Below are 13479 nucleotides of genomic sequence, written 5' to 3' on the forward strand. Positions count from 1 at the left end.
ACGCTTTCCGGGCGGACTGGAAGACACGACCTCCGAGACCCGTCAGGGCATCGCCGCCGCCACCCGCTGCCCCCGCGACAAGCTTCGGAACGCACCCATCGACCAGGCCAAAGTCGCGATCTCGGAGGCGAGGAGTCCAAGGAGCGCCGTGGCGGGGGGCAGCAGCAGGAGAAGCGGCACCATGAGGGCGAAGCCGAGGGTGGCGCTCGCCACGGCTCCCGCCGTGATCGTCCGGAAGGCCGCGGAGGCCTCTAGGTAGGCACGGGGGATCGCGTAGAGCAGCGACACGGCCACCACGCTCCAGATGCCGAGGCCGATCCAACCCATGGGCTCACCGGTGAAGCGGCCCTTGAAGAGCACCTGCTCGATCAGCGGCAGGGTCGCGGCCATCACCAGCCCGTAGACCAGGCAGGCGCCGGCGATCAGCAGGACGTAGCGCGTGACGAGCCGGCGGGCGGCCTGAACCTGCCCGGCGGCTAGAAGGCCGCTGATCTCCGGCAGGACCATGTTCATCAGAGCGGCCGTGGGGATGCGCAGCGGCGCATAGAGCACCAGCGTCGCGGCGATCGGCGCATAGGCGGCCGGGCCGGCCAGCAGGGCGAACAGGAGCGTCAGGCCCTGTCCCTGGACGGTGAGGCTGGTCACCCCGGCCAGCGACCACGCCAGGGTCCGCCAGATCGCCCGGTAACGCGCCCGGGCCCGTGCATGGAGCGAGAGTCTCAGACGCTCGCGCAGCGCTCCGTACGCCACCGCGATCGCGATGGCATGGGCCAGCGCGATAGCCAGGAAGGCCCGGTCCAGCAGCGCCGTACCCTCCTCGCCGCTGAGCCCTTGCCAGATGAACGCGCCGCCGCAAACAGCGTAGACGAGGTCGCTCAAGCCTGCGATCCGCGGCTTTCCACGGGCAAGCAGCACGATCCGTAGATAGCTGCGGAAGCCATAGAGACCCACGAACGCCCCCGCGGCCAGCGCGCCGAGACCGATCGCGGGGAGCAGCGCCACGCCGGTGGCGAACGCCATCAGCACGGAGACCAGGGCTGCGCCGGAGCCGAACATCACATCGTAGCCCAGCACCGCCGGCCGGCCGAGACTTCGGGTGAGGTGGAGCGTGGCCGGCACCGTCACCAAGGCGCGGATATAGGTGATGCCGACTGCGCCGACCGTGAATACGATCGCGAACAGCCCGTAATCGTGGGCGCCGAGTTCGCGCACCAGCAGGATGTTCAGCGCAAAGTGGAACAGGCTCTGGATCAGCTCGCCGGACAGGATCACGGCGAACCGTCCCGACAGGGCTGCGCGCACAGAGGCAGTCAGGCGTCGTCCGCGGGCCGGCATGGAAAGGGTGTCACCGGAGCGCGGCATAGGTCTCGACTGATGGTGGGGGCGCCTTCGTCCCGGGGGGCGATGGCCACGTCTCGGCTCCGGGGACACGGGGCAGCGGTCCGCACGTCATCCGCGCGCCCGACGGAGGCACGGATTCTATCGGCCGGTCCAGTCCGTATTGTTCCGGGTCCCGTGCCCGAGCGCATCCGGAAGTGCGGCGAGACAGCGCGCGATATCGTCCGGGTCGGTCCAGACATGCGGGCTGAGGCGCAATGCGCCCGAGCGCTCGCTCGCGTAGATCCGTGCCGTCTGCAGGCGATCCAGAAGCCCATCGGGCAGGCCGCCGGGGGCGCGAACGCCGAGGATGTGATCTGCGCGCAGATGCGGGGGCGCAACGGTGAGGCCGAGCGCCGTCACGCCCTCGGCGAGTCGACCGGTCAGGTCCCGAAGCTGCGCCGCGATGGCCGGGACGCCCCACCCGGCGGTGAGCTCGAGACCGGTCGCGGCCATGGAGAGGGCTACGGGATCGTTCAACTCGCCGCGGTCGTAGCGCCGGGCTCCGGTCGCCGACGTGCGATTTCCGATGTTGTCCTCGATCGGCCGGCCCTCCTGCCGATGGGGGGCCGCGTACAGGAACGCGACGCCGTAGGGGCCGAGCGCCCATTTGTAGGTCGGGAAGGCGAGGAAATCCGGCCGCCAGCGGCCCACGTCGACGGGCGTTGCGGCCACCGCCTGCGTCGCATCGATCACCAGGGCCGCCCCCGCCGCATGCACCGCCGGTGCGAGCCGGTCGAGGTCGATCAGGCTGCCGTCGGTCCAGTGCAGGGGTGTGAGGGTGGCGATCGCGAGCGGCTTGGCTGACGGCTTGTGGATCGCCGCCAGCAGGGCGGCGGTCCAGTCGCCGTCCGGCGGCCGGGGGACTTCCTCGACGGCCAGATCGTGCGCGGCCGCCAGCCGGTCGAAGGCGTAGCGCAGGGACGGGAACTCGTCGGCGACCCGCAGCAGGCGCCCGCCCCGCGCGGGAGCGAGGTTGCACGCGGCGGTCGCCATGGCGTGGCTCACCGAGCCGACGATCGCCACATCGTCCGCCCCCGCACCGATCAGGTGCGCCGCGGCTTCGCGGGCCCGCTCGGCGAGGGCCGGAAACGCCGTCCTGGGATGATCCCAAGGCCGGCTCTTGGTCAGGATGCCCGCCTCGCCGGCGGCCCGGACGACCCGCGGCAGCGGCGACCAGGCTGCGGCATCCAGGTAGCTGACGTCCGCCGGCACCTCGAACAGGTGGCGCAGACTGGCAATCGCTTCGATACGCGGCATGATGCAAGCGAGCGTAGAGGATCGGACGGGCAGCCGCCATCGTCCGGGCTTGATCGCTCAGCCCCGATGCCGCAAGCCGGCGGACCACAGCCCCGCGAGGCACCCGTGCCGATCCGCTTCCTGCCAACGACCGACATCGCGTCACGATGGGACGCCTGAGTCGCGACTGCTTCGACGCTGCCCCCGCGCCCATGCGGGTCGCCGACGCGGTGACGCTGCTGCGCGCGCGCCTGCCGATCCTGTCGGGCGTCGAATCGCTCCCCGTCGACCGGTCCGACGGGCGCGTCCTCGCCGAGGATTTGATCGCTCCGATCGATCTGCCGCCGTTCGATAACGCGGCCGTCGACGGCTACGCCGTGCGTGCCGGGGACGTCGCGACTGCGGGCGAGACATCCCTGCCCCTGGGCGGCCGTGTCCCGGCCGGGCACGCGCCGGTGGATCCCGGGCCGGGCTTCGCGGTGCGGATCTTCACAGGAGCGCCGATGCCGCCGGGGACCGACGCGGTGGCGATGCAGGAGAATGTGCGGATCGACGGCGACGCCGTAATCCTGCCGGCGGGCCTCGCCTCGGGGTCCAATCGTCGCCGGGCGGGAGAGGATATCGCGCACGGCAGCCTCGCGATTCCGGCCGGCACCCGACTGGGACCGCGCCACCTCGCGCTGGCCGCCGCGCTCGGCCTGCCTGCCCTGCGCCTGCGCGTGCCGCTCCGGGTGGCGTTGTTCTCGACCGGTGACGAACTGACACCGCCCGGCCGGCCCCTCCCGGCCGCCGGCATCCACGATGCCAACCGCCCTATGCTCGCCGCCCTGCTGCGCAGGCTCGGTGCCGAGCCCGCCGATCTCGGCATCTTGCGCGACGCGCCCGGCCCGTTGCGGCAGCGCCTCGAAGCCGCGGCCGCCGACCACGACCTGATCCTCACCACCGGGGGCGTCTCGGTCGGCGAGGAGGATCACGTCCGAGCCGCCGTTGAGGCGTCCGGTGCGCTGACCTTCTGGCGGCTAGCCATCAAGCCCGGTCGGCCCGTGGCCCTGGGCACCGTCGCGGGCACGCCCTTCTCGGGGCTCCCCGGCAACCCGGCCGCGGCCTACGTGACCGCCCTGGTCGTCCTCCGCCCGCTCGTCCTGCACCTGTCGGGCGCACGCGACGAAGCGCCGACGCTGACGGTGCGCAGCGGCTTCGCCCAGGAGAAACGCCCGGGCCGGCGCGAGTACCTGCGCGTCCACGTCCGCATCGGAGCGGACGGCGTCGCGGAGGCGGTTCCGTGTGCGGGGGGCGCCCTGTCCGGCCTGTCGGCCAGCGACGGGCTGGTGGAACTCGCCGAGGATCTGAGCGCGATCCGTGTGGGCGATCCCTTGCCATACCGGCCGCACGGGGACTTTGGGTGAGCTGTTGTTCGCGCCCACGAGGCTGTAGAGCGTCAACCCCGTTCTTGCCCGACCCGTTCGAGATCCCGTGCCCGTGCTCGCCGACCGCGCCCCCGCCAAAGTCAATCTGACGCTCCACGTACTCGGGCGCCGGGCCGGAGACGGCTACCACGAGTTGGAGAGCCTGGTGGCCTTCGCGGGAACCGCCGACCGCCTCACCCTCGACCCCGACACCGCGCTCGGCCTCACCGTCAGCGGTCCGACCGCCGGTCCGGCCGGTCCGACGGACGACAACCTCGTCCTGCGCGCCGCTCGCGGGCTGGCGGCACGGGTGCCGAACCTGCGAATGGGGTCGTTCCATCTGGTCAAGCGCCTGCCGGTCGCGGCCGGCATCGGCGGCGGTTCGTCGGATGCCGCCGCGGCCCTGCGGTTGCTGGCGCGCCTCAACCACCTCCCGCTCGATCACGCGACCGTGATCGCCGCCGCACGCGGGACCGGGGCCGACGTGCCGGTCTGCCTCGACCCGCGAGCCCGCATGATGCGTGGCGCCGGGGAGGAGATCGGCCCGGTGCTGGGGCTCGCGCCGCTGCCGGCCGTGCTGCTCAATCCCGGCGTGCCGGTTCCGACCGCTCCGGTGTTCAAGGCCTTGGGCCTCGCTGTCGGGCAGACGCTCGACGGCGCGGCCCATCCCGGCATCGCCGGGGGGCTCGGCGCGGACGCCCTCTTGGCAGCGCTCACCCCGGCCCGGAACGACCTGGAGGCGCCGGCGCTGACCGTTGCCCCGGTGATCGGCGAGGCCCTGGCGGCCCTGCGTGAACGGGAGGGATGCCGCCTGGCACGGATGTCCGGTTCCGGTGCGACGGTGTTCGCGCTGTTCACCGACCGCCGCGCGGCGGTGCGGGCCGCCGCCGGCCTGAGGGCCGCACATCCGGATTGGTGGGTGGCGCCGACCTTCCTGCGCTGAACGGCGCGTCGCACCTGCCCTCAGGCCCCTTCCCCCTGCCCTCAGCCCCCGCTTGCCCCCGCGCGGATGCGGTTCCGGCGGAAATACGCTCGGCGCTCGGCCTCAGCGCGGACCGTCGAGGCGCGCACCTGCAACAGGTCCTTGCGGGTGAGGAGCCCGACCAGCGCACCGCTCTGCGGATCGGTGACCGGCAGGCGGCCTTGGCCGGCCGACAGCATCACGTCGAGGGCGTGCGAGACCACATCGCCCGGATGGACCAATGCTAAGCCGGCATCCGAGACGCGTTCGGCGAGGGTCTCGTCGGCCGCGTCGTCCGCCCGCGTCTCGATCGTCCAGCGGAGCGCGTCGTCGCGCGTGACCAAGCCCACGGGCCGGCGGGTGGCGTCGAGCACCGGATAGGCGTGGTGGGGACCGGCGGTGATCGCCGCCACGGCCTCGGCCACCGGGAGATCCCCCGCGAGGGTGGCGACCTCACGGGTCATCACGGCCTCGACCCGGGCCAGGTCGTAGGGATCGATGCCGTATTCCCGGGTCACGTGCTGTCCGCGCCGGGCGATCTTCTCGGTGAGGATCGACCGCTTGAGCAGCAGCACGGTCACCGCGTAGGCCGCCATTGTGGCGGCCAGCAGGGGCGCCAGGGCGGCGACGTCGCCGGTCACCTCGACGGCGAACACCACTCCGGTCAGCGGCGCCGGCAGGGTCCCACCGAGCATCGCCGCCATGCCGAGCAACGCCCAGAACCCATGCGCGCCGGGGAGGACGAGGCCGATCAGCCAGCCGATCGCGCCACCCAGGATCAGCAGCGGCGCGAGCACGCCCCCGGACGTGCCCGACGACAGCGCCACGAGCCAGATCACCGCTTTCACGACGAGGATCGTCAGCACGGCTGCGGCCAACATGTGCCCGGACAGCAGATCGCGGATCACGTCGTAGCCGACACCGAGCGCCCGGGGCTCCACCAGGCCGCCGAGGCCGACCACGAGGGCACCAAAAGCGGGCCACCACATCCAGTGGATCGGCAGCCGGCCGAACCCGTCCTCAAGGGCGTAGAGCGCGCGCGTAAGCACACCGGAGATCAGCCCGCAGGCTAGCCCGAGTGCCGCACAGGCCGGCAATCCCCACCACGGCAGCGCCGGATTGTCGGTGAAGGGGAAGAGCGGGCCGGCCTCGAACAGGGCGGGCCGCCAGCATGCCGCCGTCACCGCACCGACCGTGACCGGAACGAGGCTGCGCGGGCGCCACTCGAACAGCAGCACCTCGACGGCGAGCAGCACGGCCGCCACGGGCGTGCCGAAGATCGCGGTCATGCCGGCCGCGGCGCCGGCCACCAGCAGGGTCTTCCGCTCGGCCGCGCTCAGATGGAAGAACTGCGCGAACAGCGAGCCCACCGCACCGCCCGTGACGATGATCGGCCCTTCCGCACCGAACGGCCCGCCGGTGCCGATCGCCACCGCCGAGGAGAGCGGCTTCAGCACGGCTACCTTGGGCGACATCCGGCTGCCGCCGATCAGGATCGCCTCCATGGCCTCCGGGATGCCATGGCCGCGGATCTTCTCAGAGCCGTAACGTGCCATCGCGCCCACGATCAGGGCACCGATTACGGGAATCGCGATCATCCAAGGGCTAGGCGTCGCGCTGGCGAGTGACGTCAGGGCGGTGTCGAACCGGCCGTACCAGGCGAGATTGGTCACCAGCCCGATCAGCGTGAGCAGGATCCAGGCGGTTGCGGTGGCGGCCGTCCCAGTGATCACCGCGAGCCCGGCCAGTGCCAGCACGCGCCGATCCGTGCTGAAATCGCCAAGCGTCCGACGCAGCGGCCTTTCGGCGCCGCGCGCGATATCCTGTCCGCCGTCCATACAGCCCTCCGTCCTACGAGGCCTAATTACATCGTGATACGATATATTCAACCGCGTCGCGTTCGGAGCGGGGTGCAGCGAGCCGGCGGAACCCGTATGGATCCGGACGGTGTGCTGCCGAAGACCTGAGCCCGGCACCAGGGAGATCATCGTGGCGTCCGAGGATCCTCAGACCGCGCCGCTGTCTCAGGAACAGTACGCTGCGCTGGCGGAGTTCCGGTACCGGCTGCGGCGCTTCCTGGCCTTCAGCGAGGCGGCGGCAGGCCGGGCCGGCATCCCGCCCCAGCAGCATCAGGCGCTTCTGGCCCTGGCTGGGCATGTCGGGCGCGCGCCACCGACCGTCGGATTGCTGGCCGAGCAACTCCTGATCGCTCCGCATACGGCGGCCGAACTCGTCGCCCGGATGGTCGATGGCGGCCTGCTCACGAAGGGACGCGCCGCCGAGGATCGACGCCGGAGCGAGCTGGCGCTCACGCCCCGGGCCGAAAACCTGCTGCGCGATCTGACCGCTGCGCATCTCGATGAGCTACGCGGCCTAGCGCCGGCGCTCTCGGGCGCACTCGCACCTGCGGCGACTTGACGCATAGGGGACTGGATGGTCTGTTTCCGCGGGGGGAACGGAGATGCCGGATCCTTACAGTTCGGCGGTGCTCAGCGCCAAGCTTCACGGGTTCTACGCGTCGCTGGTGGCCAATCCGAATGCGGCCGACCCGCGCGTCACGGCGGCCTTCGCGGCAGTTCTCCGGGAGCCGTTCGCCGGCCCGGTGCCCTGGTCGATCCTCACCGCGCATGTCTGGCGATCTCAGGATCGCGGCCCACTCTACGTGACCACCCCGGTCGACGACCCCGCCTTCCTGTATCAGGATGTGCTGGTCGCCCTCGACGCAGCACGCGGCATCAATATCGGCCAGCCTAGCCTGCACGCCCTCTGCCTCGATGCGCTCGCGCCCCGGCCCGGGGAGACCGTGGTCCGGGTCGGGACCGGCAGTGGGTATTATACGGCGCTCCTCGCCCATCTCGTGGGGCCGGACGGCCTCAATGCCGGGGCGCCGCGCCCGGCCCGTGCCTGGCTCGACGCACTGCGGCCGGCGGGCCGACTTCTGTTCCCGCTCCAGGCCGCAAACCGCCGGGGCGGCATGCTTTTTCTGCGCCGGGCCACGGGTGAGGCAGCTTGGCCGGCCCGTTTCGTCTCCATGGCGAGCTTCATTCCCCTCAAGGGCATGCCGGAGGCGGGCGAAGTAGGCTTGTCCAATGCTTTCGCCCAGGGTCCCCTCGCGGCGGTTCGTTCAATCCACTTCGACGCGCCGCCCGATGCAAGCTGCTGGCACGATGGCGGCGATTGGTGCCTCTCGACCCATGACGCGTCCCGCGGCTGGTGCCTCGTGCTCCATATCGGAACTGGCACAACGTGCAGGCTTTTAGGATGACGCTCTCATTAGGCGAGCACGGCTAACTGGCCAGAAACGCGGCCGGTCCCGATCTTTGCCTCCGCGTGGCGCGAATGGCTCTCAGCGCGCAGATCTCCGACACGGATGCAGACCGCTTGGCGCCTCTCGCTCACCGGAACGACGTCCAAGCTCAGTTCGTGCAGAGCCCAGTAAAGACGCACGCCAGCGTCATGGTCAGCGTCCTGCTCGATAGTAGGCGAAAGCCCCGGGGCACGCGGATCGAAAGGGGCGCCCTTCAGCGCGCCCGGGCCACGCAGAAATCCACGGCTCCGTTGAGGGCGGCCTTGACCGGACCGTCCGGGAAGACGTCGAGGGCGGCGCGGGCTTGGGCGCCATACTCGTGGGCGCGGGCCACCGTCTCCTCCAGGGCGCCGTGCCGCTGCAGCAGGTCGAGGGCGGTGCCGAGGTCATCCTCGCCGATCTCACCCTGCTGCAGGGTCCGCCGCCAGAAGCCGCGCTCGCCCTCGCTGGCCCGGCGGTGGGCCAGCACGATCGGCAGGGTGATCTTGCCCTCGCGAAAATCGTCGCCGACATTCTTGCCGAGGGCAGCCGAGGTGCCGCCGTAATCGAGCACGTCGTCGATCAGCTGGAAGGCGATGCCGAGGTTCATCCCGTAGGCGCGGGCCGCGACCTGCTCGGCCTCCGGCCGGCCGGCGAGCACCGGCCCGACCTCGCAGGCGGCGGCAAACAGCTCGGCGGTCTTGCCGCGGATCACCGCCAAGTAGGCGGCTTCGTCGGTTTCGAGGTTCTTGGCGTTGGTGAGCTGCATCACCTCGCCCTCGGCGATCACCGTGGCGGCGGCGGACAGGATGTCGAGCGCCCGCAGGGAGCCGACCTCGACCATCATCCGGAAGGCCTGGCCGAGCAGGAAGTCGCCGACCAGCACCGAGGCCTCGTTGCCCCACTTGATCCGGGCGGCGACGCGGCCGCGACGCATGTCGCTCTCATCGACCACGTCGTCGTGAAGCAGGGTCGCGGTGTGCATGAACTCGACGCTGGCGGCGAGCTTCACGTCGCCGTCCGACGGGTCGGCGTAACCGCAGAGCTGCGCGCAGGCGAGCGTCAGGATCGGGCGCAGCCGCTTGCCGCCGCTGGCGATCAGGTGGTTGGCCACCTCCGGGATCATCGCCACGTCGGATCCGGTGCGCGACAGGATCGTGGTGTTGACCCGCGCCATGCCGTCCGCCACCAGCGCGACGAGGTCGTTCAACCCCGCCTCGGTCTCGGGCTTCGGATTCTCGATGGAGAGGGCCATACCCAAGATCCGCGACCTCCAGTCCGGTTCCCCCGCAGGGGGCGGGCGATCCCTTCGCACGCGCCTCGCGGCGCCGCAACATCGGCGCAGAGAGGATATGGTGCGAAGGGAATGCGCAGCGAACGCGACGAATGCGCCGGACGACCGGCATCCTTCGAAGAATTGCGATGATCGTGCTGATTTCCGCGAATGATCCCGTGCTGATCGGCTTTGCCCGCACGGTGCTCGAGGCGGCCGAGATCCCGGTCCTGGTGGCCGACACCCATATGAGCGTGATGGAAGGCTCGATCGGGGCGTTCGGTCAGCGCCTGATGGTTCCGGGCGATTGGGCGCCCCAGGCCCGCCGGTTGCTCAAGGATGCCGGGCTCGCGCACGAGTTGCGTGACCCGTGAGCCCGGAGCCCGATGCCTTCCTGGGCGGGATTTTGCGCCTGCACCAGCCGCCCCGCGGAGCGCACCGGGCCGGGACCGATGCGGTGCTGCTCGCCCGGCTGCTGGTCCCGGCGCCGGGGGAGCGGTTGTGCGATGTCGGCGCCGGGACCGGCGCGGTGGGTCTGGCCTGCGCGGCGCTTCATCCCGGAACCTGCCCGACCCTGGTGGAGCGCGACCCCGAACTGGCCGGGCTGGCCCGGGCCAACGCCGTCCTCAACGGCATCGCGGCTTCGGTGATCGAGGCCGACGTTCTGGCGCCGGCGGCCGAGCGCCGCGCCGCCGGGCTGGAGCCCGACAGCGTCGACCTCGTCCTGACCAACCCGCCGTTCTTCACCGCGGGCCGCCACCGCCCCTCCCCGCATCCCGGCAAGGCGACGGCACACACGTTTCCCGAGAGCGGCCTGGACCTCTGGATCCGCGCCTGCACGGCGGTCCTGCGACCGGGGGGCCGGCTCGGGCTGATCCACCGGGCAGACGCCCTACCGGCCTGCCTCGACGCCATGAAGGGCCGCTACGGCGGGATCGCGATCCGCCCGGTCCACGCCCGGGCCGAGGCGCCGGCGATCCGGGTGCTGATCGCCGGCATCCGGGGCAGCCGCGCGGCTCCGAGCCTGCTGCCGCCGCTGGTGCTGCACGGCCCCCAAGGCTTCACGCCCGAGGCCGAGGCGCTCCACCGGGGCGCGCCCTGGCCTCGGGCGTGAAAGGCCGTCCGGTCAGGCCGCGAGGGCCGTCGGCACCGCGTCGTCGATGCCGAGAAACCGCTCGACGGCCGGCAGATCCGAGAATCCCAGAAACTCTGGGCGCAGCGGCTCGGGCAGCCCGTCGAAGTTGAGCCCCGGGAACGTGTCGGGATGCGGGTAGAGCTGCCACTCAGCCCCGGGCTCGACCGGCGGGAACAGGATCGCGACTTTCTCGTCGCCCAGGCGCACGATCCGGGTCGGGCTGTACGACAGGGTCTCGATGCTCCAGCCCAGATGATGGTCCCGGCGGGCCTTCAGGGTACGGCGGCGCGTCGTGCGATGCATGGCGGTCTCCTGCGGGTTTGAGCGTTCGAAACTTCAGGCGGCGCTGCGGCGGCCGGTGCGCTTGGGCCAGCCGAGCGCCACGAGGCGCGCCTTGGCGTAGTCGCGGACCTCGTCGCGGGTGCCGGGCGGCATCGCCGCCAGGATCGCTTGGGTGGCCCCGTCGAGCATCAGGTCGGTCACGTCGTTGATCGTCTCGGCACCGTCGATGCGGCGCTTGAGGTCGCCCTCGGCCTCGGTGACCTCGTCGAAGGGCTGGGCCTCCTCGAAATCCTCGTCCACGGCCCGGACCGTGGGCAGGTGGGCGCGGAACTCGTCGGCCTCCTCCTCCGAGTAGACCAGGCCGTGCAGTTCGATCAGCTTGAGGATGACGCGGTCCTTCCCGCGCTTCTCCGCCATGGCGTAGACGTAGGCCGCCTGCTTGCCCGAGACGCGGTAGTTCACGTTGACCAGCGCCTCGCCCATCGACCACTCGACCCGGTCGGCGGCTGGCTTCGCACCGGATTTGGCACCGGGCAGGCGCCCGGTGACCAGCAGCACGGCCTCGTCGCGCTCGGCGCGGATGATCGTCGGCGGCTCGAACACGATCCCGGCCTGGGCGGCGATCCGCTCCAACGTCTTGTGGTAGATGACCGCCGTGCCCTGCACGCGCCAGACGTTGCCCCCGAAGGGCTCCCCGTAACGCACCAGGATGTCGGCGATCTGCTTGTCGGCGGTTCGCATGCGGGGCTCGTTCCGGTGAGAGGCAACCGCGTCATCCACAGCTTTCTACGGCGACGCTCTTTTGTTCCTGTTTTGTTTCATCGTATATGCGGGATCGCGGCGGCGTGCGCAAGGGTCGGGGTCTGCTGTCCGCGGAAATCAGACGGGGCTGCGTCAGTGCGTGCGGGGGCGTCGCAGGACGCATCCAGGGGCTCGGTTTGCCGCGGAGGCGGTGATGGCGCGGGCGTTTCGGATTTCGTTTCGCGGCTCAGGATGGCGACGGGTCCGGGCTCCATCACCCTGTGCCAATCCAACCGCCTCATCTCGGAGCGCCCGCGTCAGGATGCGGGGTTAGGCGGGAGAACGTTCGGGTTCGCGATGATCCTCGCCATCATCGCAAGACCAGCCTAGCAAGTACGGGCCCGGATCTGATCCGATCATGCATGGGACCAATGCTTTCGACCCGTGCCGGCCTTTGGATGGCTGCCGGCCCTTCTGGTCAGCGGCCCTCTTCTGGCCGCCCGGCAACTCGAGTTCAGGGTGAGGACCAGACTGTCGTAGCCCGACCAGATTTTTTTCTTGACTTAGAGTGCGCTCAAACCCGCAGCATTCTTAGCGTCGTGATGAGAAGATATTCGTGAAGATCGGAGAACTCGCGAGGCGTTCGGGATTGTCTGCCCATACGATTCGTTACTATGAGCGGATCGGGCTACTCCCCTATGCTGACCGAGATCAGTCAAACCAGCGTGATTACGACGCGTCTATCCTAGCGTGGATCGCATTCTTAGATCGTCTCAAGACGACCGGTATGCCGATCCGGGACATGCTGCGATACGCAGCATTGCGCGAGCGTGGCGTCATCACTGAGGCTGAGCGCTGTGATTTGCTGTGGGAGCACCGCGAGTGCGTCCGCGCGCATGTGGCCGATCTGCAAGCCTGCCTTCTCGTCCTCGACACCAAGATCGCCGGCTACGCCGGCTCTGACGGGAGGACGCAGGCGTATGACACGACAACACCGCAACGGCGACGAAAGCCGGCTAGAGCGCGGGCAGCGAGCACTCGCTGAGATCGACGGCCAAGCAGGAGAGAAGGTCGTCGCCTCGCTCGCAGAGATCGCCCCTGACTTTGCGACCTACCTTATCGAGTTCCCTTTCGGCGATATTTACAGCCGCCCCGGCCTAGAACTACGTTCCCGCGAGATAGCCACTATCGCGGCACTAACGGCGATGGGCAATGCAGCACCACAACTTAAGGTACACATAGAGGTAGGCTTGAATGTCGGCCTCTCGTGTGAAGAGATCACTGAAGTCATCATGCAGATGGCCGTTTATGCAGGCTTTCCAGCAGCATTAAACGGATTATTCTCAGCCAAAGAAGTGTTCGCGGCGCGTTCGACAGCCGAGCCTTGTGACCCAGGGGCCTGACGCCGCCTTCGTCATCGACAACGGCGCATCGTCGGTCAGGCGGGTCGACCTGACCGGCCATTCGACAAACGTTGCACAGGGCTTCGATGGCGCACCAGTCGCGCGTGGCCGGGCTCGGGACGGCAACCTACCGGTAGACGTATGGGGATCGGCCAGCAACTACAGGGTAGTCATCGATCCAAGACGGTAAGTGTAGCGATCGGGTCGCATCGCTTGACTCTCACGGCCGCTTGCAAGGGGCGAGGAGGGAGCGCCTCGGTGATATCCACTTCGACGCCTCTTTGGTCCAAAAGCAGACAGGCGGAAATCCGCTCAGCCACGCCGTATTGGCGGGTCGATGCCGGCCCCTGATGGCCATCCATCGAGCGGCAGGTTC

At 70.0% G+C, this 13479-nt stretch carries 14 protein-coding genes; 8 read left to right on the forward strand and 6 right to left on the reverse strand.

Going from position 1 to position 13479, the window contains the following annotated elements; genetic code table 11:
- Positions 1 to 42: 42 nt before the first annotated feature.
- Both AC0IY0_RS20615 and AC0IY0_RS20620 read right to left on the reverse strand, forming a co-directional pair.
- On the reverse strand, positions 43 to 1302 hold the full coding sequence (locus AC0IY0_RS20615; protein ID WP_471765289.1) for an MATE family efflux transporter: 1260 nt from the start codon (positions 1300 to 1302) through the stop codon (positions 43 to 45).
- 177 nt (positions 1303 to 1479) lie between these two features.
- On the reverse strand, positions 1480 to 2637 hold the full coding sequence (locus AC0IY0_RS20620; RefSeq protein ID WP_471765292.1) for an aminotransferase class V-fold PLP-dependent enzyme: 1158 nt from the start codon (positions 2635 to 2637) through the stop codon (positions 1480 to 1482).
- A gap of 146 nt (positions 2638 to 2783) precedes the next feature.
- Between AC0IY0_RS20620 and AC0IY0_RS20625 the strand changes: the two genes are divergently transcribed.
- Complete coding sequence (locus AC0IY0_RS20625) at positions 2784 to 4022, forward strand: molybdopterin molybdotransferase MoeA (protein ID WP_471765294.1); 1239 nt, start codon at positions 2784 to 2786, stop codon at positions 4020 to 4022.
- Between the two features lie 67 nt (positions 4023 to 4089).
- Positions 4090 to 4965, forward strand: a complete 876-nt coding sequence (locus tag AC0IY0_RS20630; protein WP_147906292.1) for a 4-(cytidine 5'-diphospho)-2-C-methyl-D-erythritol kinase — start codon at positions 4090 to 4092, stop codon at positions 4963 to 4965.
- Positions 4966 to 5006: 41 nt separating this feature from the next.
- Here AC0IY0_RS20630 and AC0IY0_RS20635 read toward each other — a convergent pair whose 3' ends face one another.
- Positions 5007 to 6821 (reverse strand): chloride channel protein, encoded by a 1815-nt coding sequence (locus tag AC0IY0_RS20635; RefSeq protein ID WP_471765296.1) that lies wholly within the window; start codon positions 6819 to 6821, stop codon positions 5007 to 5009.
- A 151-nt stretch (positions 6822 to 6972) separates the two neighbouring features.
- On the opposite strand from AC0IY0_RS20635, the gene AC0IY0_RS20640 reads away from it, so the two are divergent.
- Positions 6973 to 7401, forward strand: a complete 429-nt coding sequence (locus AC0IY0_RS20640) for a MarR family winged helix-turn-helix transcriptional regulator (protein ID WP_147907207.1) — start codon at positions 6973 to 6975, stop codon at positions 7399 to 7401.
- Positions 7402 to 7444: 43 nt separating this feature from the next.
- Positions 7445 to 8248 (forward strand): protein-L-isoaspartate O-methyltransferase family protein, encoded by an 804-nt coding sequence (locus tag AC0IY0_RS20645; protein WP_471765298.1) that lies wholly within the window; start codon positions 7445 to 7447, stop codon positions 8246 to 8248.
- 256 nt (positions 8249 to 8504) lie between these two features.
- On the opposite strand, the gene AC0IY0_RS20650 is transcribed toward AC0IY0_RS20645, so the two are convergent.
- Positions 8505 to 9524, reverse strand: a complete 1020-nt coding sequence (locus AC0IY0_RS20650; protein WP_147907205.1) for a polyprenyl synthetase family protein — start codon at positions 9522 to 9524, stop codon at positions 8505 to 8507.
- A gap of 167 nt (positions 9525 to 9691) precedes the next feature.
- Between AC0IY0_RS20650 and AC0IY0_RS20655 the strand changes: the two genes are divergently transcribed.
- Positions 9692 to 9916 (forward strand): putative signal transducing protein, encoded by a 225-nt coding sequence (locus AC0IY0_RS20655; protein ID WP_147907204.1) that lies wholly within the window; start codon positions 9692 to 9694, stop codon positions 9914 to 9916.
- Positions 9913 to 10656, forward strand: a complete 744-nt coding sequence (locus tag AC0IY0_RS20660; protein WP_147907203.1) for a tRNA1(Val) (adenine(37)-N6)-methyltransferase — start codon at positions 9913 to 9915, stop codon at positions 10654 to 10656. Before AC0IY0_RS20655 ends, AC0IY0_RS20660 begins: the two co-directional genes overlap by 4 nt.
- Before the next feature lie 12 nt (positions 10657 to 10668).
- On the opposite strand, the gene AC0IY0_RS20665 is transcribed toward AC0IY0_RS20660, so the two are convergent.
- Together AC0IY0_RS20665 and AC0IY0_RS20670 are read right to left on the reverse strand one after the other, a co-directional pair.
- Positions 10669 to 10980 carry a hypothetical protein gene (locus AC0IY0_RS20665; protein ID WP_471765299.1) on the reverse strand — a complete coding sequence of 104 codons (312 nt, stop codon included), beginning with the start codon at positions 10978 to 10980 and terminating at the stop codon, positions 10669 to 10671.
- A 33-nt stretch (positions 10981 to 11013) separates the two neighbouring features.
- Positions 11014 to 11700 carry a trna delta -isopentenylpyrophosphate transferase gene (locus tag AC0IY0_RS20670; RefSeq protein WP_147907201.1) on the reverse strand — a complete coding sequence of 229 codons (687 nt, stop codon included), beginning with the start codon at positions 11698 to 11700 and terminating at the stop codon, positions 11014 to 11016.
- A 616-nt stretch (positions 11701 to 12316) separates the two neighbouring features.
- On the opposite strand from AC0IY0_RS20670, the gene AC0IY0_RS20675 reads away from it, so the two are divergent.
- Together AC0IY0_RS20675 and AC0IY0_RS20680 are read left to right on the forward strand one after the other, a co-directional pair.
- Positions 12317 to 12745 (forward strand): MerR family transcriptional regulator, encoded by a 429-nt coding sequence (locus AC0IY0_RS20675; protein WP_147907200.1) that lies wholly within the window; start codon positions 12317 to 12319, stop codon positions 12743 to 12745.
- Positions 12681 to 13103 carry a carboxymuconolactone decarboxylase family protein gene (locus AC0IY0_RS20680; protein ID WP_471765301.1) on the forward strand — a complete coding sequence of 141 codons (423 nt, stop codon included), beginning with the start codon at positions 12681 to 12683 and terminating at the stop codon, positions 13101 to 13103. Before AC0IY0_RS20675 ends, AC0IY0_RS20680 begins: the two co-directional genes overlap by 65 nt.
- Positions 13104 to 13479 lie beyond the last annotated feature (376 nt).

Source organism: Methylobacterium sp. AC315 (assembly GCF_979253755.1).

Bases quoted from the DNA above. Each gene is read 5' to 3' on its own strand.
- AC0IY0_RS20620 (WP_471765292.1), bottom strand. From the start codon at position 2,637: ATGCCGCGTATCGAAGCGATTGCCAGTCTGCGCCACCTGTTCGAGGTG.
- AC0IY0_RS20625 (WP_471765294.1), top strand. From the start codon at position 2,784: ATGGGACGCCTGAGTCGCGACTGCTTCGACGCTGCCCCCGCGCCCATG.
- AC0IY0_RS20635 (WP_471765296.1), bottom strand. From the start codon at position 6,821: ATGGACGGCGGACAGGATATCGCGCGCGGCGCCGAAAGGCCGCTGCGT.
- AC0IY0_RS20645 (WP_471765298.1), top strand. From the start codon at position 7,445: ATGCCGGATCCTTACAGTTCGGCGGTGCTCAGCGCCAAGCTTCACGGG.
- AC0IY0_RS20650 (WP_147907205.1), bottom strand. From the start codon at position 9,524: ATGGCCCTCTCCATCGAGAATCCGAAGCCCGAGACCGAGGCGGGGTTG.
- AC0IY0_RS20655 (WP_147907204.1), top strand. From the start codon at position 9,692: ATGATCGTGCTGATTTCCGCGAATGATCCCGTGCTGATCGGCTTTGCC.
- AC0IY0_RS20665 (WP_471765299.1), bottom strand. From the start codon at position 10,980: ATGCATCGCACGACGCGCCGCCGTACCCTGAAGGCCCGCCGGGACCAT.
- AC0IY0_RS20670 (WP_147907201.1), bottom strand. From the start codon at position 11,700: ATGCGAACCGCCGACAAGCAGATCGCCGACATCCTGGTGCGTTACGGG.
- AC0IY0_RS20680 (WP_471765301.1), top strand. From the start codon at position 12,681: ATGACACGACAACACCGCAACGGCGACGAAAGCCGGCTAGAGCGCGGG.